Source organism: Providencia sp. CIM-Carb-044, assembly GCF_033901115.1.
In the GTDB taxonomy this organism is placed as follows: Bacteria; Pseudomonadota; Gammaproteobacteria; order Enterobacterales; family Enterobacteriaceae; genus Providencia; species Providencia hangzhouensis.
In genome coordinates this window covers 52,355-71,340 of the sequence record NZ_JAXADV010000015.1, presented here as the reverse complement: position 1 = coordinate 71,340, position 18,986 = coordinate 52,355, and the positions used below count along the sequence as shown (strand labels likewise).

General features: G+C 41.9%; 15 protein-coding genes. 3 read left to right on the top strand and 12 right to left on the bottom strand.

The features are described 5' to 3' along the window. The first annotated feature begins 245 nt into the window (after window positions 1-245). On the top strand, window positions 246-1,157 hold the full coding sequence (locus tag SJ312_RS20340) for a TIGR01777 family oxidoreductase (protein ID WP_094962708.1): 912 nt from the start codon (window positions 246-248) through the stop codon (window positions 1,155-1,157). Window positions 1,158-1,160: 3 nt separating this feature from the next. On the opposite strand, the gene SJ312_RS20335 is transcribed toward SJ312_RS20340, so the two are convergent. From SJ312_RS20335 to SJ312_RS20280, 12 genes are all read right to left on the bottom strand, one after another. Beyond that, on the bottom strand, window positions 1,161-1,733 hold the full coding sequence (locus SJ312_RS20335; protein WP_096864931.1) for a UbiX family flavin prenyltransferase: 573 nt from the start codon (window positions 1,731-1,733) through the stop codon (window positions 1,161-1,163). Between the two features lie 174 nt (window positions 1,734-1,907). Further along, a complete protein-coding gene (locus SJ312_RS20330; RefSeq protein WP_004257311.1) occupies window positions 1,908-2,732 on the bottom strand; it encodes a YwqG family protein in 825 nt (274 codons plus the stop codon). A gap of 292 nt (window positions 2,733-3,024) precedes the next feature. Next, window positions 3,025-4,542: an amidophosphoribosyltransferase gene (gene purF, locus SJ312_RS20325; RefSeq protein WP_004257307.1), complete on the bottom strand. Its 1,518-nt coding sequence runs from the start codon at window positions 4,540-4,542 to the stop codon at window positions 3,025-3,027. Between the two features lie 14 nt (window positions 4,543-4,556). Further along, entirely contained in the window at window positions 4,557-5,060 is a 504-nt protein-coding gene (cvpA, locus tag SJ312_RS20320) for a colicin V production protein (RefSeq protein WP_004257304.1), read from the bottom strand. Between the two features lie 179 nt (window positions 5,061-5,239). Beyond that, entirely contained in the window at window positions 5,240-5,881 is a 642-nt protein-coding gene (gene dedD / locus SJ312_RS20315) for a cell division protein DedD (protein WP_112307565.1), read from the bottom strand. Window positions 5,882-5,886: 5 nt separating this feature from the next. After that, window positions 5,887-7,176, bottom strand: coding sequence for a bifunctional tetrahydrofolate synthase/dihydrofolate synthase (gene folC / locus SJ312_RS20310; protein ID WP_110591922.1), 1,290 nt, complete (start codon window positions 7,174-7,176; stop codon window positions 5,887-5,889). Then, window positions 7,166-8,137 carry an acetyl-CoA carboxylase, carboxyltransferase subunit beta gene (accD, locus tag SJ312_RS20305; protein ID WP_110591923.1) on the bottom strand — a complete coding sequence of 324 codons (972 nt, stop codon included), beginning with the start codon at window positions 8,135-8,137 and terminating at the stop codon, window positions 7,166-7,168. Before accD ends, folC begins: the two co-directional genes overlap by 11 nt. A 117-nt stretch (window positions 8,138-8,254) precedes the next feature. Then, window positions 8,255-8,941, bottom strand: coding sequence for a DedA family protein (locus SJ312_RS20300; protein ID WP_094962679.1), 687 nt, complete (start codon window positions 8,939-8,941; stop codon window positions 8,255-8,257). Between the two features lie 65 nt (window positions 8,942-9,006). Next, window positions 9,007-9,822, bottom strand: coding sequence for a tRNA pseudouridine(38-40) synthase TruA (gene truA / locus SJ312_RS20295; protein WP_094962680.1), 816 nt, complete (start codon window positions 9,820-9,822; stop codon window positions 9,007-9,009). Next, complete coding sequence (locus tag SJ312_RS20290; RefSeq protein ID WP_096864927.1) at window positions 9,822-10,832, bottom strand: aspartate-semialdehyde dehydrogenase; 1,011 nt, start codon at window positions 10,830-10,832, stop codon at window positions 9,822-9,824. Before SJ312_RS20290 ends, truA begins: the two co-directional genes overlap by 1 nt. 75 nt (window positions 10,833-10,907) lie before the next feature. After that, window positions 10,908-12,044: a 4-phosphoerythronate dehydrogenase PdxB gene (gene pdxB / locus SJ312_RS20285; RefSeq protein WP_110591924.1), complete on the bottom strand. Its 1,137-nt coding sequence runs from the start codon at window positions 12,042-12,044 to the stop codon at window positions 10,908-10,910. 86 nt (window positions 12,045-12,130) lie between these two features. Then, a complete protein-coding gene (locus SJ312_RS20280) occupies window positions 12,131-12,943 on the bottom strand; it encodes a helix-turn-helix transcriptional regulator (protein ID WP_004257268.1) in 813 nt (270 codons plus the stop codon). Window positions 12,944-13,044: 101 nt separating this feature from the next. Here SJ312_RS20280 and SJ312_RS20275 point away from each other — a divergent pair, with 101 nt between their 5' ends. Both SJ312_RS20275 and SJ312_RS20270 read left to right on the top strand, forming a co-directional pair. Continuing rightward, the gene (locus tag SJ312_RS20275; RefSeq protein WP_110591925.1) at window positions 13,045-13,965 is read left to right on the top strand and encodes a DMT family transporter; all 921 of its coding nucleotides are present in this window, start codon (window positions 13,045-13,047) and stop codon (window positions 13,963-13,965) included. 355 nt (window positions 13,966-14,320) lie between these two features. After that, complete coding sequence (locus tag SJ312_RS20270; protein WP_319868284.1) at window positions 14,321-18,985, top strand: sel1 repeat family protein; 4,665 nt, start codon at window positions 14,321-14,323, stop codon at window positions 18,983-18,985. The last annotated feature ends 1 nt before the right edge of the window (window position 18,986 follow it).

Sequence of the window (18,986 nt, the reverse complement as noted above, 5' to 3'; positions counted from 1 at the left end):
TTACAGTGATAATGAAACCGAATTTTTTAAAGGCAGGCTAAGCAAATCATACAAATTGTGTTCACAAATGCTATAGTTAAATCATAACGCTGTAGTTTGTTACTGATCTCAGGGATATCCCCTAAATAGTTCAAATTGCAGCTAGGCGCCAAGAGATGGCAGCCTTAGGAGCATACACAAGTATGTGACTAAGGTGACAGAACGTAAGCAACAACGCTGCGGTTTGAAATATGACGGGGATGGCGATGAAGATACTCATAACAGGCGGCACCGGGCTAATCGGAACACCACTAATCCAAAAACTGATTTCTCTTGAGCATCAGGTTACTGTATTAAGCCGCTCTCCACAAAAAGTTTATAGCCAGTTTTGCAAGGCTGTTGAGTGCTGGACGTCTCTCAATGGTAAAACCCACTTAAATGACTTCGATGCTGTCATTAACCTAGCAGGCGAACCTATTGCTGATAAGCGCTGGACAGAGGAACAAAAAAAGTTACTGTGTGATAGCCGTTGGAAGTTAACTCAGCAGCTTAGTGAGTTAATCACAGCCAGTGAAACCCCTCCCCGGGTATTTTTATCGGGCTCTGCTGTCGGCTATTATGGCAATCAGGGCCAATCGGTCGTTACCGAAGACGAACAGCCCCATGATGAATTTACTCACCAGCTCACACAGCATTGGGAAGCTTTAGCCGCTAATGCACAGTCAGAAAAAACTCGCGTTTGTTTATTACGCACTGGCCTTGTGTTATCAGCGAATGGCGGTTTACTTGCCAAAATTCTCCCTATTTTTAAAATGGGTGCAGGTGGGCCAATTGGTGACGGGAAACAATACATGCCGTGGATACATATCAACGATATGGTTCGTGCAATTTGTTTTTTATTAGATAACCCAACGCTTTCTGGCCCCTTTAATATGACCTCACCTTATCCAGTCCATAATGACCTATTTTCCGCCACATTAGGTGAAGTTATTAATCGCCCTTCATTTGTACGAACGCCCGCTTTTGTGATTAAAGCCATCATGGGGGAATCCGCAGCGCTGGTATTGGGTGGCCAACAGGCGATCCCCAAACGGTTAGAAGAGGCAGGCTTTCAATTTGAACATATCGAGTTAAAAGAAGCGCTAACTGACTTACTTATTCCACATACTGATGAGTAAGGGTTATTTCGCCCCCTGCCAACGATTAAATAGGTCTTGTTCCAGTTCGATATCAAACTGATCAAGGATACGATTAACTGTTTGGTCAATAATATCTTGAATAGTTTCAGGCTGGTGATAAAACGCAGGCATGGGAGGCATAATCACGGCTCCCATCTCCGCCGCTTGCACCATCAAACGTAAATGGCCGACGTGCAATGGCGTTTCGCGTACACCTAACACCAATTTTTTACCTTCTTTAAGCACTACGTCCGCCGCCCTAGTGACCAACGTATCAGTATAACTGTGAACAATACCTGATAACGTTTTCATGGTGCAGGGCATGATCACCATCCCAGCAGTACGGAACGAACCGGAAGAAATCGCTGCAGCAATATCACGACTGTCATAGTTATGGTCGGCTAACTGTTGAACGTCTTTCACCGTGTAAGTTGTTTCAAGTGCTAATGTTTGACGGGCGGCCGCACTCATCACCAAATGGGTTTCTACACCTTTGAGCGGTTTCAACACTTCAAGCAAGCGGACACCATAAATAGCCCCACTCGCGCCAGTTAACCCAATGATAAGTTTCTTCATTTCCCTACCTAACCACCCTAGCAAACGATAATTGAGCATTATATACGAAATACGCCACGGTTGCAGATGCAAAGAAAGCATTAAAATTAATTAAATAGGCGACTAATAACTCACTCATTATTTTAGCCTGTAGCCAACAACGCTACAGGTTAAAAGGCAAAAAGGATTTCTGGGTCAGCCGCAATCCCAATTATACACCACACGACTAAAATCACGTTTTTTCAGGTCATCTGGGTGAATAAAGAAATTACCGACTCCCATATCTCCCCACATGATCCCTATTTCATAATCGGTATTTATTTGTAGAAGCAATTCATATTGTTGAATATCTTCTTCGTATTCTCTTGGGTCGGTTTGAGTGAAAAACGGATAGCCGCCGATGCAGTGTGCCCCTGATTCAAACGTATCACTGTAGGGCTCAACCCATTCATCGTAAAAATCTTCCCCTTCAAATTGCTCTTCATAATCATAGAGGTTGTCGACCCCTAATATTTTCTGGCCAAATTGGAAATCATCGATGCTGATGTACTGCTCCGCAGGCGTATATTCAATACTGTATTGATGGTCTATGGGGGTATAGTAGTCATCAGAATGGGCAGCAATCACCGCAGAAAAATCTTGGGTTAATTGCTGAGTATCTTCAATAACCTCTTCCCAATAAATAATACGGAAATCTTCTTGTTTTTGTCGCTGCTCAAAATCAGCCCCATATAAATCATCACCACCAATAAAAAACTGTAAAATCCCCTTTTCAGGGTAATTTTCTAATTTAGGCATTTGTGCAAAATTAATTTGAGCAAGCAACTTGAGTGGCATCCCTTCGCTATTCGTCGGGTATTTTTCATTTAGTGGCAAATACGGCATTCCCCCAACACGACTATCCCATAAAACATAGTCTTCAATAGGGGTTAACGTCATTTCAACAAGCGGTTTTTTAGTGGCTTTGATTTTATCTGCGAAAGGTTTAATCACATCAGGGAGGGAGTTGAAATCAGCCATATATCGCTCCAAATAGGCAGTTAATGTCCCTATAGCCTACTCAATTTTTACGTATTTTAAATCAGATATAACTGTAACTTAGGCCTTCATTTGACGTCATAGTTTTCTTGATATTTTAGGCTACAGATTAAAGATGGGAAAAATCAGAATCACTGTGGATTTTCTATATAGTTAGGGTTACAGCTAGGCGGCTAGCAAAGAGACCCTAGGAGCGTAGAAAACTACGTGACTAGGGCGAATTTGTGAAGCCAACAACGCTGTAGCCCAAACTATGACGAAAATTGACGAAAATTTAGCCTTCGTTATAAATCTCTAGGTCTTCAACCTCACTCTGATCCTTCAACTTTAACTCATCGTCTTTTCGTAAGTTTTCTAGGTAGTCTAAATAACTTTGGTCGATATCTTTGGTCACATAAATGCCATCAAACACGGAACACTCAAATTCTGTAATTTCAGGGTTTTCTTCACGCACCGCGTCGACTAAATCCGTTAAATCTTGGAAAATTAGCCCATCTGCGCCGATAAGTTTGCGAATTTCATCCACTTCGCGCCCGTGTGCAATCAATTCATTTGCATTTGGCATATCAATGCCATATACGTTTGGGAAACGCACTTCGGGTGCCGCTGAGGCAAAGTAAACATTTTTTGCTCCGGCTTCACGCGCAAGCTCAACAATTTGCTCCGATGTTGTTCCGCGTACAATGGAGTCGTCAATAAGTAAGACGTTTTTATCACGAAACTCCGCACGGTTCGCATTAAGCTTACGGCGCACCGATTTACGACGTTCTTGCTGACCAGGCATGATAAATGTACGGCCAACATAACGGTTTTTAACAAAACCTTGGCGGTATGGTTTATCAAGAATATGCGCGATTTCTAAAGCAATATCACACGATGTTTCTGGAATAGGGATTACCACATCGATATTTAAGTCTTCCCATTCGCGAGCAATTTTAGCACCCAGTTTTTGCCCCATACGTAACCTTGCGTTATACACAGACACTTTATCAATAAAAGAGTCTTGGCGAGCAAAATAGACATACTCAAAAATACATGGGGTTAATTGTGGGTTATCAGAACATTGGCGTGTAAATAATTGGCCTTTTTCTGTCACATATACCGCTTCGCCAGGCGCCACATCGCGTAAAAACTCGAAACCTAAAGTATCAAGCGCAACACTTTCAGAAGCGACCATATATTCATGTTCACCACTTTCAGTAATGCGGCGCCCTAATACTAACGGACGAATACCGTGAGGATCACGGAAGGCTAACATGCCATGGCCAATAATTAATGCCACACAAGCATACGCACCGCGTAATTTTTTGTGCATCGCGGACACAGCACTGAAAACATTGTCTGGCTCGAGAGGGAAATGATCAAACCTATCCAGCTCATGGGCTAATACGTTCAGTAATATTTCAGAATCAGAAGTGGTGTTAACATGGCGGCGCGCTGTTTCAAATAAACTCCGAGTGAGTTCATGAGCGTTTGTCAGATTACCATTATGCGCAAGTGTAATACCAAAAGGTGAGTTTACGTAGAAAGGTTGCGCCTCGGAAGCACTTGAGCTACCTGCCGTTGGGTAACGGACGTGCCCTAACCCCATGCAGCCCTGTAATCTCAGCATATGACGTGTTTCAAACACATCTTTAACAAGGCCATTTGCTTTGCGTAAACGAATGTTGTTTTTGCCATCAATAGTGGCAATACCTGCTGCATCTTGCCCACGATGTTGAAGCACCGTGAGAGCATCATAAATTGATTGGTTTACCGGTGTAACACCGGCGATACCGACAATACCGCACATTTAGTCTTTCCTCATCAGCCAGACGGAGAAATGTTCTCCGGTAGGAAACTTGACGCATTTTGCAGGTAGTCAAAAAACCACCTGATTATATGACTGAACTGCGGAATAAGTTCCGAACGCTGCCAGTCCTCACTTTGAGGTAATGGTGTAAAGGTATCGAGAAAAAACAGCAATGCCGAAACAATCAATACACCACGCAACGCACCGAAGCAGATCCCCAGAACACGATCTGTGCCTGACAACCCCGTTTTTTGTACTAATGAACTAATCACATAGTTTACGACTGCGCCAACAATCAAAGTGGCAATAAACAGTGCGGCGATAGCAATGCCATTTCTAACCAGCACATCCTCAAAGCGAGTAAAATAGTCAGCTAAATAAGGATAAAACGTACTTGCAACAAAAAAAGCACAGCCCCATGTAACCAGTGAGAGCGCCTCTCGTACAAACCCACGGATCAAGCTAACTAATGCCGAGAAGCCAATAATGGCGATAATTGTGTAATCTATCCAGACCATATTCCATTCCAAAATTCGCACTCGCGACATCAGCGAAGTGCATTCTAACAGAAAACGAAAACGTTTGCGTAACCATTTTTCTATCAAATTAAAAAAAATAGCGGCGAAAAGAAAAAATCATAATCGCCGCAGTAAGTTACTAAATCCCCTTACCTTTTAGGGATTATTTAAATTCTATTTTAAGGTTTATAGCTTTGAATTATCCCTTTTGTTCCCGTAATCCTATTCAGTTCTGGTAAAGCCGCTTCTAGCCTTTGCCTTGAGGCCTCAGGCCCTACGTAAATCCGCGTGAGTTTATTATTCACTGGTTTTGCAGGAACAGTATAAACTTGGTAACCAGACAACCTGAGTTGTGCGACTATCTCCTCAACTTTACTCGCATTGTTCAATGCGATGACTTGCACCACAAATGCTTTGCCTTGTGGCTGAGGTTTCGGCTCGGGCTTAGGTTCAGGTTTCGGTTGTGGCTTCGGCTCAACTTTAGGCTCAGGCTTCGGTTCTGGCTTTGTGGGTTCAACTACGCTTGGTGCCGGAGTTGTCGTCGATGGCCGTGTTTCAACCTGTTCGTTTTGCTGCTGCGTAATCGCTTCTGATAACATGGCTTCAGAAGCCCCTTCTGAAGAAGCTGTTGTTGTCGTACTTACAATAGGCGCTATTGCCTCAATGTCTTCTTCATCACCTGGTTTAGGGATAATAGGAATGGCCGCAAATTCATTTTCATTGTATTTCTTATCGCCATCAAGCAGAGCAGGAAGCACAATGACCCCCACTGCAACAAGCACAATGGCGCCAGCAAGTCGATTCTGAAATTTACTAGCCACCGGCACTATCCTTCTTGATTTTCCAATAACATCATAACGTGAGCGACGGTATGAAATGACCCGCACACCACAATCACATCTTGCTCATTAGCATCGACGCAAGCTTGCTGCCACGCTTTTTCTACGCTTTCAAACTGGTTAGCTGTGGGTAAATATTGACTAAGTTGGGCCACATCTGCTCCCCTAAACTCAGTTAATGGCGCAAGGTACCAGTCGGTGACTTGTTGTGATAAACACTCAAGCGTCCCTTTGATATCTTTATCGCCTAGCATCCCTACCACCGCGAGAATGCGACGGTTTTTAGTTTCCGGTAAGGCCGCTAATTTACTGACTAAGTACCCTGCGGCATGGGGGTTATGCGCTACATCCAATATCATTAACGGTTTTTCACCAATAATTTGGAAGCGCCCCGGTAATTGAGCAGATTTCAAACCTTGATGAATAGCGGACTCAGTCACTTTTTGGGCAATATCAGCATCAATTTCCAATAAGCAACTCACCACACCCAGCGCTGTTGCTGCGTTCGCTAAAGGTACATTGGGTAACGGTAAATCATGCCATTCACGCTGTGAACTTTTCCATGACCAGCTATTTGCTTGCTCACTGTATTGCCAATCCGTACCACGGCGAAATAGCTGTGTACCTAGCTGCTCAGCCACTTGGGCAATTGAAGCTGGCATGTCCGGTTCACCGACCACTCCATAGTGATTTTTGCGGAAAATACCGGCTTTTTCATAACCAATATGTTCACGGTCTGCACCTAACCAATCTGTATGGTCTAAGGCAATACTGGTGATCGCCGCAATATCCGCATCAACGACATTGGTCGCATCTAACCGACCGCCTAAACCGACTTCTAAAATCACAATGTCGAGTTTAGCTTGCTTAAATAATTGTAACGCCGCCAAGGTGCCGTATTCAAAATAGGTGAGCGAAATATCTGCACGTTGTGCTTCAATTGTGGCAAATGCTTCACAGAAATCAGACTCAGGGAGCTCTTGGCCTTGAATACGAACGCGTTCGGTATAACGAATAAGGTGCGGTGAACTGTAAACCCCAACTTTTAACCCAGATGCCATAAAAATAGACTCTAGCGTATGGCAAGTTGTCCCTTTTCCGTTGGTCCCAGTGACAGTGATAACTTTAGGTGCAGGTTGCGTTAGGTTCATTTTCCTAGCAACTTGACCAACTCGCTCCAACCCCATATCAATATTTTGACTATGTAAGTCGGTGAGATAAGAAAGCCAAGCCTCCAATGGAGACTTGGCATTAGGAATGATTAGATTACTCATCATCTTTTTTATGCTTTTCAGAATCCTTTTTTGGCTCTTGGGCATCAAGTTCATCAACGGCGTTAATGTCGATTTCAACCGTTTCCGCTACGACGATAGGCGTGTCATTAAAGCTTGGTTTATTGGTTAACATCGCTAACACTTCAGCTAAGCGATCACGCATCTCAGGGCGGCGAACTATCATATCAATCGCGCCTTTCTCAAGTAAGAATTCACTGCGTTGGAAACCTTGCGGTAACTTTTCGCGAACAGTTTGTTCGATAACACGTGGCCCTGCGAAACCAATTAATGCTTTCGGCTCTGCCACATTAATATCCCCTAACATCGCTAAACTTGCAGACACCCCACCCATGGTTGGGTCGGTCAATACAGAGATGTAAGGTAAACCACGTTCTTGCAATTTTGCCAAAGCTGCACTGGTTTTTGCCATCTGCATCAATGATAACAGCGCTTCTTGCATACGCGCACCGCCACTTGAAGAGAAACAAACCAACGGGCAGTTATCTTCCAGAGCTTGCTCCACTGCACGCACGAAACGCGCGCCAACAACAGAGGCCATTGAACCGCCCATAAAAGCGAACTCAAACGCCGCAGCCACCACAGGCATACCTTTCAACGTGCCTTTCATCACGATGATCGCGTCTTTTTCACCTGTTTCTTTTTGCGCAGCAGCAATACGGTCTTTATATTTTTTTGAATCTTTGAACTTAAGAATATCTTTTGGCTCAAGTTCACTGCCCAATTCCGTTGTTGAGTTTTCATCAAGGAAGGTTTCTAAGCGCTGACGTGCGTGAATTCGCATATGGTGGTCACATTTTGGACACACGGATAAATTACGCTCTAATTCAGCACCATATAATACTTGCCCGCAGCTATCGCATTTGGTCCAAACCCCTTCAGGGATATTGGCTTTGTGTGATTGGGTCAAGTTACCTTTCTTTAAAATTTTTTCAATCCAGCTCATTAATGGACCTTTTTGTCTGATTCACTCTGGTTATCACCAGTATGTAATTTTTTGCCATTAAACCACAATGATATCTCACTGTAGATAAAAACTTGTTAAACCACCTTACTAAACCGCTTAGTGGTTATCGATTTTTTGCGCTGCCGCACGCTTTTCTTTCGCAGCTATTCGACGATGACGAATAATTTCAACAACACCCGGAAGAATTGAAACAAAGATAATCGCGACTATCAGTAATTTCAAATTCTTTTGTACGAACGGTAATTCACCAAAGAAATAACCCGCATAAGTGAATAATAATACCCAAATAAACGCGCCCGTCACATTATAAAAAGCAAAGTGACGATAAGACATTTTCCCCATTCCTGCAACGAATGGTGCAAAAGTTCTGACTATCGGCACAAAGCGTGCCAGTATAATCGCTTTACCGCCATGTTTTTCATAAAAAGCATGAGTTTTATCTAAATAAACACGACGAAAAATCTTCGAGTCTGGATTTCTGAATAATTTCTCACCAAAAATACGCCCAATTGCGTAGTTTACAGCATCACCAATAATCGCTGCCGTAATCATTAAAGCGACCATTAAATGGACATTCAGGTCATTACTGTCTAATGACGAAATCGCACCCGCAACGAATAATAACGAATCTCCAGGTAAAAATGGTGTGACCACTAACCCTGTTTCACAAAATAGGATCAGAAATAGGATACCATAGACCCATGTACCATAATCTCTGACCAGTTCAGCAAGATGGACATCGATGTGTAAAATAAAGTCGATAATAAAAGTGATAAATTCCATAAAATCCTCATTGATAATAGCATCCATGCTATTTACAAAAATTATGAGATAAATAAAAATTCGCTTTACATCAGTTCATCTGCCAGAAAAAGCGGCCCCATCACATTCTGAGGCAACTCAAATTTCTCTGGGTAATCGACACTCACTAAATACAACCCTTCCGCTTTTGCGGTTGCAGCTGCCTTGGTACGGTCTTTTAACTCAAGAAGATGCGCCATCCAATCAATGTTTTGATTGCCACAACCAATCTCCAACAGACTTCCGACAATATTTCTCACCATATGGTGAACAAACGCATTGGCTTTGATATCTACCACCACATAATGACCGTGGCGACTGACATTCACATGCATCACATTACGCCATGGCGACTTTGACTGACACTGGACTGCTCTGAATGAGGTAAAATCACGTTCACCCAATAGCGCCTGTGCCGCTTCATGCATTCTTTTTTCATCGAGTGGATAATGAAAGTGCGTTACGCCACTCGATAAAATTGCTGGCCGATAACGGTGATTAAAAATCACGTAGCGATATCGACGCGCAGTTGCACTAAAGCGTGCATGAAACTCCTCGGCCACCGGTTTACACCAGCGGACAGCAATATCAGGGGGCAAATGCGTATTCGCCCCCATAGTCCAAGCCGCTTCTTTGCGGATGGCAGAGGTTTCGAAATGCACCACTTGCCCTGTAGCATGAACGCCTGCATCTGTGCGCCCTGCGCAAAACACGCTAATTGGCTCCGCTGCAATTTTTGACAAGGCTTCTTCTAAACAACCTTGAACACTTTTCACTTCTTGCTGACGCTGCCAACCAAAATAACGACTGCCGTTGTATTCAATACCTAATGCGATTCGATACAACTGTGTAGGCTCAGACATTAGTAAAACAGCTCCTGAGCCAGTTTTTCTGCTGTTTCTACCGCCATCAGTGCCCCACCGAAACGCACGTTATCAGCCACTGACCAAAATTGTAAAATTTCAGGTATGCCATAGTCATTACGTACACAACCAATGCTTAATTGGTCATTACCTGACGCTTCAGTCACCTGTGTAGGATAATCACCCTCTTCTGAGACCTGAATATCTTCAAAACGTTCAAGTTCTTCGTTCGCTTCTTCTGCACTCATTGGGCGCAAAGTTTCTAAATGAACGACTTGCGCATTCCCATAAAAAACAGGAGATTGAATAAAACTCACCGCCACTGGCAAGCCATCATCTTGCAGCACCTTACGCACTTGCTCAACCAAACGACGTTCGTGAACGACACTGCCTTCCATATCCGCCAATAATGGCAACATATTGAACGCTAATTGCTTACTAAAACGGCCTTCTTCTGCAGGAATACCATTCAATAAACGCGCACTTTGCCCTGCCAGCTCGTCTACGGCGGCTTTACCATAACTAGAAACCGACAACATATTTGTTAAGGTTATACGCCCCACCCCTGCGGCATCCACCAGCGGTTTAATTGCCGTTAATAATTGACTCACAGAGCTGTCCGCCAATGAAATAATATTACGGTTGCGGTAATCGGCTAAGACTTGCGGATTCACATTCGGGACAACCAGTGGCACATCCGGTTCTTGAGCAAATACGCCACTCGTATCGATGACAATGCACCCTTCTTGTGCCGCTAATTCGGCATATTGTAGGCTGACACCTTCATTGGCTGCAAAAAAGGCAATTTGTGCCTGTGACCAATCAAAGTCGGTCACATTTTCAACTTGAATACTTTTACCATTAAAGCGTACGCTCTCCCCTGCACTACGCTCACTGGCAAGTAAATATAATTCGCCGACTGGGAATTCTCTTTCTTGTAACAGTGAAATAATAGCTTCACCTACAGCACCGGTTGCGCCTAATACTGCAATATTCCAACCTTCAGTCATGGCTATTCCTCTAAAAAATAAAAAATTAAATAACACCAATTGGTGTTATTTAATCAGGTGTTCATTTTAACTAATCTATTTTGTGCAAACTAAACTTGCTGTAAAACCAAGCTCATTGAGTTTTGATGCCGTTTGTTCATCATCACAAATAATTTCAAGGGATGACCATTCACGACGCTCTTGATAATTTTTGCGCAGCTTATCAAATTCACCTTTTACCCCTGCAACGGCTCTTAACACTGCATCATCTCGGCGCACATCATACACGAGATGTACTAACCTTTTGAGCTGGTTTTGCGTTAATTTACCATTGAAAGTCAATTGATTGATATCTGGCTTAGGCAGTAATGATGAAAGAGAAACTTGTGACGATTTGCCGAGAAACTGGCAGTAAGCTTCATAAACTTGCGTCGTTCCTCGGGCTTTACCTTCTAGCGTATAGCCTGCAATATGCGGCGTGCCAATATCCACTAATGCTAAAAGTGCCGTATCTAAATCAGGCTCTGGCTCCCACACATCTAAGATAACGCTCAGTTTTTTTCCGCGGTTAAGCACGGATAATAAGGCTTTATTATCAACCACCTCACCCCGACTTGCGTTAATTAAAATGGTACCATCGCGCAATTTTTCTAAATGCGTTTCATCCATTAAATGGAAAGTTTTATATTCCCCTGACATATTCAGCGGAGTATGAAAGGTAATGACATCAGCGTGCTCAAGGATATCATCAAAAGAAACGAATGACTCGTCATCCCCCTTGGCTGCACGTGGCGGATCGCAGAGTAATGTTTTGACTCCCCAAGCCGATAACCTTGCAGCTAAACGCCCTCCGACATTACCGACACCTATGATCCCTACTGTTTTATCACGCAAATCAAAGTTATCACGTTCCGCTAGTAATAATAGTGAAGAAATAACATATTCAACAACCGCTATCGCATTACAACCCGGCGCTGATGAAAAACCAATATTTGCCGCCGATAACCACTCGGTATCAATATGGTCAAAACCGGCTGTCGCGGTTCCAACGAATTTAACTGGCGTATTACCAAGCAGTGATTCATTAACCTTAGTGATAGAACGCACCATTAATGCATCTGCATCAATTAATTCTTGTTCTGGTATAGGACGTCCCGGTACTGCTTTCACTTCACCAAGCTCGCTAAATAAAGTTTGAGCATATGGCATATTCTCATCGACTAAAATTTTCACGCTGTTGTCCCAATCAATAACTTTTTTGTATTGTGTCGTTATATAGATAAGTGGAACAATATTTTGCCACGGTTTAAGACAGATGCCTATGAGAGGTTGCCTTCTACGTCAAATTCTTTCGCTCGAAAACGGTCTGGTGTGACACCTGATATCTGCTGGAACATCGCAATAAAGGCGGATGCAGAGCTATACCCAACATCCAATGCGACTTCATGGACACTTTTCCCCTTTTCTAACCCGGCAACGGCATGTAAGTATCGCAAGCGTTGACGCCATTCACTAAACGACATACCTAATTCTTGCTGGCAGCGTCTTGATAACGTGCGTTCCGATGTATAATAGCGTTTTGCCCATTGTGCTAACGTCGTGTTATCGGCTGGGTCGCTTTGTAACTCTAATAAGATTGGGGCAAGAAATTTGTCTTTTGAAATAGGCAAATAAGTATCTTGGCAAGGGGACAATGGAAATTGGTCAATTAGCACATGAGCCAAACGTAAGTCTTGCTCTGTTTCAGGCTGAACAATACCGCGTTGGTACATATCCGTCATAATTGACTGAAATATAGGGCTAAGCTTAATCACACAAGGTCGCTGGGCAAGCACTTGGTTATATTCATGAGAAAAATCGATGATCCGAAATTTGACACTTTCTTTATTAAAGCTAGCATGGGGAATGTTCGCTGGGATCCAAATGCAAAACTCTGGCGGCGCTAGATAATGTTGACCAGCCACCTCCATTTCCATAATGCCACAGACCACATACAGCATTTGCCCAAAAGGGTGTGAATGGGATTTATACTCAGTGAGAGCCGCGGTTTGCTCGTGCCGAAAAGCCACCAATTCAGGCTCTGCGATATTACATTCACTGATTTGCCAAATGTCTGATTTTAAGTTTTCCATGGTTCCTGTCTGAAAAGCGTTATCGGTTGTCTGGTTATCAGTATATATAAAAAATCGGACAGATGTATACTAGCGCCCATTCAATATGGGAGAATGTTTTAATGAAGAATCTTCTTTTTCCGCTGATTGCGGTTTTATTATGGTCAATTAATGCCATTGTTAACAAAGCGGCATCCACTGCCATTGACCCTGCGGCAATCTCATTTTACCGTTGGGCGTTGGCATTTCTTGTCATGACTCCTTTCGTATTACGTTCGGTGCTCCGAAACTTTAAAACGGTTATGAAACATTGGTGGCAACTCGCCATTTTAGGCGCGCTAGGGATGATGCTATACCAAAGTTTAGCTTATTATGCGGCTCACAGTGTAAGTGCGACCTTTATGGGAATCATGAATTCAATGATCCCATTACTAACAGTAATTATTAGTATCTTTGTGCTGCGCGTTATTCCTACTGTGGGGATTGTATTAGGCTCAATTCTTTCATTATGTGGATTAGTCTGGTTAGTGAGTCAAGGAAGCCCAAGTGCGTTATTTTCTCAAGGCTTAGGTCAAGGGGAAGCCATGATGTTGGTTGCGTCCGCTGCATACGCCCTGTACGGTGTTCTGACTAAGCGTTGGTCAATCCAATTATCTAGCTGGGACTCGCTGTACGTTCAGGTTTTCTTTGGCGTTATCATGCTACTCCCTAATTTCTTGCTAGCTGAAGATGTCTCTCTGAACAGCCAAAATATCGGTTTAGTGGTATTTGCGGGGATTGCCGCCTCCATTGTTGCTCCGGCATTGTGGATCCAAGGTGTTATGCGCCTTGGTGCGAATACAACCTCTATTTTTATGAACCTAGCTCCCGTTTTCACTGCCATTATCGCTATTTTCGCCTTGGGTGAAGAACTTAAAAGCTACCATTTAATCGGTGGTGGTGTGGTATTACTCGGGGTAATGTTAGCGCAACAATTGCGTACACCACTGACAGAATTATTCCGCCGTGAAAAAAAGGTGGTTCAAGAAGATTCTTGCCAGTAGAATAGAATTACAAAAGCAATAAATGCAATGTCGTCACTCATATGCCCCACTTTGTGGGGCTATGTTTGAAATCCTCGCCATTTCTTCGTTTATTTCCCCTTAATATTCCTCACCATTAATACTTTGTGACATTTTAAAATCACTCAATTCATCTTTAATTCGCCCACCATTGATATGATTTATCGAATTACCGTTTTTCAGATAGAGGATAATCCGATTGAATCTTCTGGAATTCCAATTAGACTTAAGCAAAATTAAATACCCCTTTAGGAGTATTAACTCCACTCAATAAGCCGTGATAATGCGATAAACCTAAATGGATCGTGGCAAGTAACCACCATAATAAGGAATGACAATGACTAAGCCGTTCAAAGTTGGGTTGTTCATATTGATAATAATTGCTGTAGCCATTGGCATTTATTTCGTCAATACCACCAACTCATCTTCTCCCTCACAATTAGGCTACGACTTATATCAACAAGGTGAATCTCAAGCTGCATTTGAACAATTCCAAAAAAACGCAGATAAAGACTCACAATCCGCTTTTGCCTTAGCCATGATGTATAAAGACGGTATTGGCACAAAAGCCGATGATGTGGCAGCCCAAAACTGGCTAATTAAAGCGGCGGAAGCTAACAATAAAAATGCGTTATATAACCTTGGCTTTTTCCGTTATAAACACCTAATAGAAGACACTTCAACTGATGAAAATGGTTTAACTTCTTTAACTAAAGCCGCTGATCTAGGTGTTAAAGAAGCACAAGAAATGGTTGGGGGTATTTATTTAGCTGATAAATACGAACAAGTTCCACAAAATATCGAACTTTCTCGCCAATATTTTACTTTGGCTTCTGAACAAGGTTCAAAACTGGCAAAATTTGCTTTGGGCTATATCGCTCATGACTTTGAAAATGACAGTAAGAAAGCCGTTGAAATATTAACACCGCTTATCAGCAACGACTTTCCCTTACCCGCGATGTTACTCGCGTCGATATATGAAAAAGGTGGTAACGGCGTACCACCAAATCCGCTGTTAGCCAAAAAATATGAACGGCTCTCTTTTTCATCTGCATTAGAATACATTTCTGACGCAAGTGAATTAGAGCCAGGGGCTTTATCATTGTATGGTTCACAAACAGAAGAAGAAAAACAAAAAGTCATCACTAATTTAGAAGAACGGGCGAGCCGTGGTGATGAGAACGCCATCTATGCTTTGTACCAAAAATATATGACTGGCGATGGCGTGCGGAGAAATAAAAACCGTGCGATGGTTTACCTGCGACCGCTTGTGGAAGCTAAACACCCTAAGGCATTATATTTAAATTACAAAGCTGACACCGACCGTATTCAGGATTTAACTGATGCCGCTGATGGCCAATACCCTCCCGCGATGTATCAAGCCTATAACGTGTATTCTGGCCGTACATTTAGCGATGTTAAGCGAAATGACGCTTTAGCTGAAAAATATCTCACCGCTGCCGCAGATCTTGGCGACTTAAACGCACTTGTTATCATCAACGAGAGAGCAATCTCCAGTTACGATTTTCCAAACAAAAAACTGAGTGGTATTGTCGCCAAATACACTCCTATTTTAATGGAAAAATACCCGAACTCCGCAGATGCTTTAGTGGTAGCAAGTGAAGTTTATAGTGCTAAAGGTAGCCCATTATTTTCGCCAGAAAAAGCCTTCGCTGCTTTAGAAAAAGCAAATCGCATAGACCCCACTTATGATGCTCAGATGCAATTAGCGCGTTATTATATTAATGCTTTTGGTACTAAGCAGGATGTGCAGAAAGCCGCTAAATTACTCATCGACAACCTTAATGAAAACGATTACCCATCAACAGCCGATCGCTTATTAGTTCAAGTATATTATCGCTATGATATTAAAGCACTTATCGATGAAAAAACGATTGTCGATATCCTCAAAAACGATGTCATTAAACGCGAAAATTACGCCTTAGCTTATTTGTATGCTGACTATTTACTAAAAGAAGATGCAGAGAAAAATAGTGATCAGGCCTTTGATTTATATGAAAAATCAATCAAACAAAATTATAATAGCCAGGTTTATTATGCTGCTGCATTATTAAAATACCGGCCAACAGAAACCAATAAAATAGCTAACCTGATAGTCAATGTGCTCCATTCACCTCAAGCACAAGCCGAATTACTTCCAAGTCAGTTACAAATCGCTAAAGATATTTTATTAAAAACAGGTTTAAATCGCGCTGACACAAAAGCGTTATTAGTCAAAATGGCTTTATATGAAAACCATACTGAGGCTCAGAAATTAATTGAACCACTGATTAATAAAGATGCTGATATCACCTATTTATATGGGATAAACAAGCTCACTCAATTAACTAATATTGATACCTTAAGTGATGCTGAAATAAAACCATTGTACGATTATATTTTAAAAGCTGCAGAATTGGGTAGTGCATCTGCTTATTTATATATTGCGCAAAACCTTGATGGCGTTACTTATCACAATGATAAGGCGTATTACAAATCTCGCTTCCAGCAAATTACTGGGCTTACCGCAAAAGATTTAGTTCCTCAATATAAAAAATGTGCGGCACTCAAAAATAACCGCTGCTTATATGAATTAGGGGAAATATATCAAGAAGGTAACTACGGCGAAGATGCCAATTATGATACCGCCCTTTTCTATTACAATCAGATTTCTGACCCTGATTTTAGCTTTTTAAAATCACGTAAAAGAGAAATTGAAAAAGCCAAAGCTTCATTTGCCAATATTCAACTAAAAGCGAAACAGAATGACCCTGATGCGTTACGTACGCTCGCCAATGCTTACAAATATGGTAATTATGGGCAAAAAGTCGACCAGAAAAAGTGGCTTGAATATTTAGAGAAAAGTGCAAAATTCAATCAAGAAAGTGCACTTGAAGAACTCATTGATTATTACCAACAGGATCAATATCTCAATGCAAATAAAGCAAAAATCCTAGGTTATTACGACCAATTAGCAGCGATTGGCAGTAAAGACTATACCCGTAAACTGGCACATCAGTATTTAAATGGCAGCCAGCTTGTTGAGCCTAATCGACAAAAAGCACGTGAGTATTACCTTAAAGCAGGAAGCTGGGGCAATGAATTCATCAAATATATGGATGATTATGACATTGGCATGAAAATGCTCAATGAAAGTCCTTCAGCAAAATACAAAGTGGGTCGAGCTTATTTCTATGGCCAAGGTGTCAAAGAAGATCGCCTTGAAGCGGCTAAATACCTGAAACAAGCTAGTGATGAAGGTAATGACCACGCAATCGCTCTCTATAGTGAGATGCGATATATGGGCGTGCTAAATGAAGAAAAAAACGCTTGGGTAATGGAACCTGACTGGGATGAGGCCATTGTTTATTTACGCAAACATTCTAATCCCAAACGGGTTGATGATTATATTGAAGTCTATGAAACTCTCGTTGTTCCTGCCCAAAAAGGCGATACCTCCGCTTATATTAAACTCGGGGATTGGTATAGTTCACGCGGCCGAAATCTCGCGGCGCAAGATTGGTATAAGAAAAGTATCAATGCTGGCAATTTAGCCGCTTATCAACCGCTTGATTCCGTGACTGAAGATAGCCAAGCAAAACGTCAAAATTATATCGATGGCACAGCGAAAGGTGACCTATTTTCTAAAGTTCAATTAGCCCAAACTTATTTATATGATAGCGAAATTGTTTCTGGCTCTCCTGAATATGATTTAGCCATTCAATATCTACAAGAAGGTATGAAATCAACCGATGAGAAGCTTTCTAATAATGCCTTCAATGCACTGGTTGATTTGTATCGAGATGGAATTAAAGATAAAAAAAGAGAGCTTAATCGCCCTAAAGACGAACAAAAATATTTAGCACTGCTTCTAAGTGAAGAAAACACTCGTACCAAAGCTTTAATTAATCTGTATTACTATTACGTAAATAGTGATAACGCTAAAGCCTTAACTTATTTACAACAAGCTTACGATAAAGGTGATTTAGCCGCAACGGAGAAACTCTATCAAATCTACTATCCTGGCCAATATTGTGGAAACAGCGATAATGTGGATATGGATAAAGCAAGCCGGTATTTGAAGGAATGGATTGAAAAAAGCAATTTCCAGAAAAATACTGACAAACACTATATTCATTATCCAGAAAGTCTTTCCAAAGAGATGGGAACCCTCTATTTAAAAGGCGATTGTGATATTGATAAAAATATTAACAAAGCCATCGAATGGTATCAAATTTCGTTAAATTACCACCCAACTCACGCACTTGATGCAATTTATCAGGCTTATGTAGAAAAAGGCGATGCCAAGCAAGCCTATTACTATGCATTACAACTTGATAAAAAACCAAGTTCTATTGAGCTAATGGATACACTTTCAGCCCAAGATAAACAAGCAATTGAAAAACAAGTTGCCGATGAAAAAGCCTATGAGAAATATGGTCGTTTCGCCGAGCAAATTGAAAAGCAGCGCATCGAAGCTGAGGCAGGCGACAAAATGTCAGCCTTCTCATTAGGTATCGCTTATGCACGTGGTGAACGAGTGCCTGAAGATACCCAAAAGATGATCTATTATTATGAATTAGCAGGGAAAAATGGCTATCCTCGCGCTTATAATATTTTAGGTAATCTTTATCGTAAAGATAATGAGCGCGGCATAGAAAAAGACTTCCCGAAAGCGCTTTATTATTTTGATTTAGGCGCACAACAAAATGACAGTAACACCGCTCATTTAGCCGGGGATATGCTCTATTTTGGCCAAGGTGTGCCAAAAGATTATGTCCGCGCAGCAAAATATTACGATATGACAGACCTCGAACAAGGTACTCACCATGCGGTGGCAAAATACAAACTTGCTTATATGTATTATAACGGCTGGGTCGGTACCAAAAGTAAAGACGATATCCAAAAAGCCCATGATTACCTTGAACTTGGCGCAAAATACCAAGACAAAGACTCAATCAACGCACTAAAAGAGTGGGATTTTAGTCTAATTAACCAATAAT

Bases quoted from the DNA above. Each gene is read 5' to 3' on its own strand.
- SJ312_RS20290 (WP_096864927.1), bottom strand. From the start codon at position 10,832: ATGACTGAAGGTTGGAATATTGCAGTATTAGGCGCAACCGGTGCTGTA.
- SJ312_RS20335 (WP_096864931.1), bottom strand. From the start codon at position 1,733: ATGAAGAAACTTATCATTGGGTTAACTGGCGCGAGTGGGGCTATTTAT.
- cvpA (WP_004257304.1), bottom strand. From the start codon at position 5,060: ATGGTCTGGATAGATTACACAATTATCGCCATTATTGGCTTCTCGGCA.
- truA (WP_094962680.1), bottom strand. From the start codon at position 9,822: ATGTCTGAGCCTACACAGTTGTATCGAATCGCATTAGGTATTGAATAC.
- folC (WP_110591922.1), bottom strand. From the start codon at position 7,176: ATGATGAGTAATCTAATCATTCCTAATGCCAAGTCTCCATTGGAGGCT.
- SJ312_RS20270 (WP_319868284.1), top strand. From the start codon at position 14,321: ATGACTAAGCCGTTCAAAGTTGGGTTGTTCATATTGATAATAATTGCT.
- SJ312_RS20300 (WP_094962679.1), bottom strand. From the start codon at position 8,941: ATGGAATTTATCACTTTTATTATCGACTTTATTTTACACATCGATGTC.
- SJ312_RS20280 (WP_004257268.1), bottom strand. From the start codon at position 12,943: ATGGAAAACTTAAAATCAGACATTTGGCAAATCAGTGAATGTAATATC.
- SJ312_RS20340 (WP_094962708.1), top strand. From the start codon at position 246: ATGAAGATACTCATAACAGGCGGCACCGGGCTAATCGGAACACCACTA.
- SJ312_RS20330 (WP_004257311.1), bottom strand. From the start codon at position 2,732: ATGGCTGATTTCAACTCCCTCCCTGATGTGATTAAACCTTTCGCAGAT.
- SJ312_RS20275 (WP_110591925.1), top strand. From the start codon at position 13,045: ATGAAGAATCTTCTTTTTCCGCTGATTGCGGTTTTATTATGGTCAATT.
- purF (WP_004257307.1), bottom strand. From the start codon at position 4,542: ATGTGCGGTATTGTCGGTATCGCCGGTGTTACACCGGTAAACCAATCA.
- accD (WP_110591923.1), bottom strand. From the start codon at position 8,137: ATGAGCTGGATTGAAAAAATTTTAAAGAAAGGTAACTTGACCCAATCA.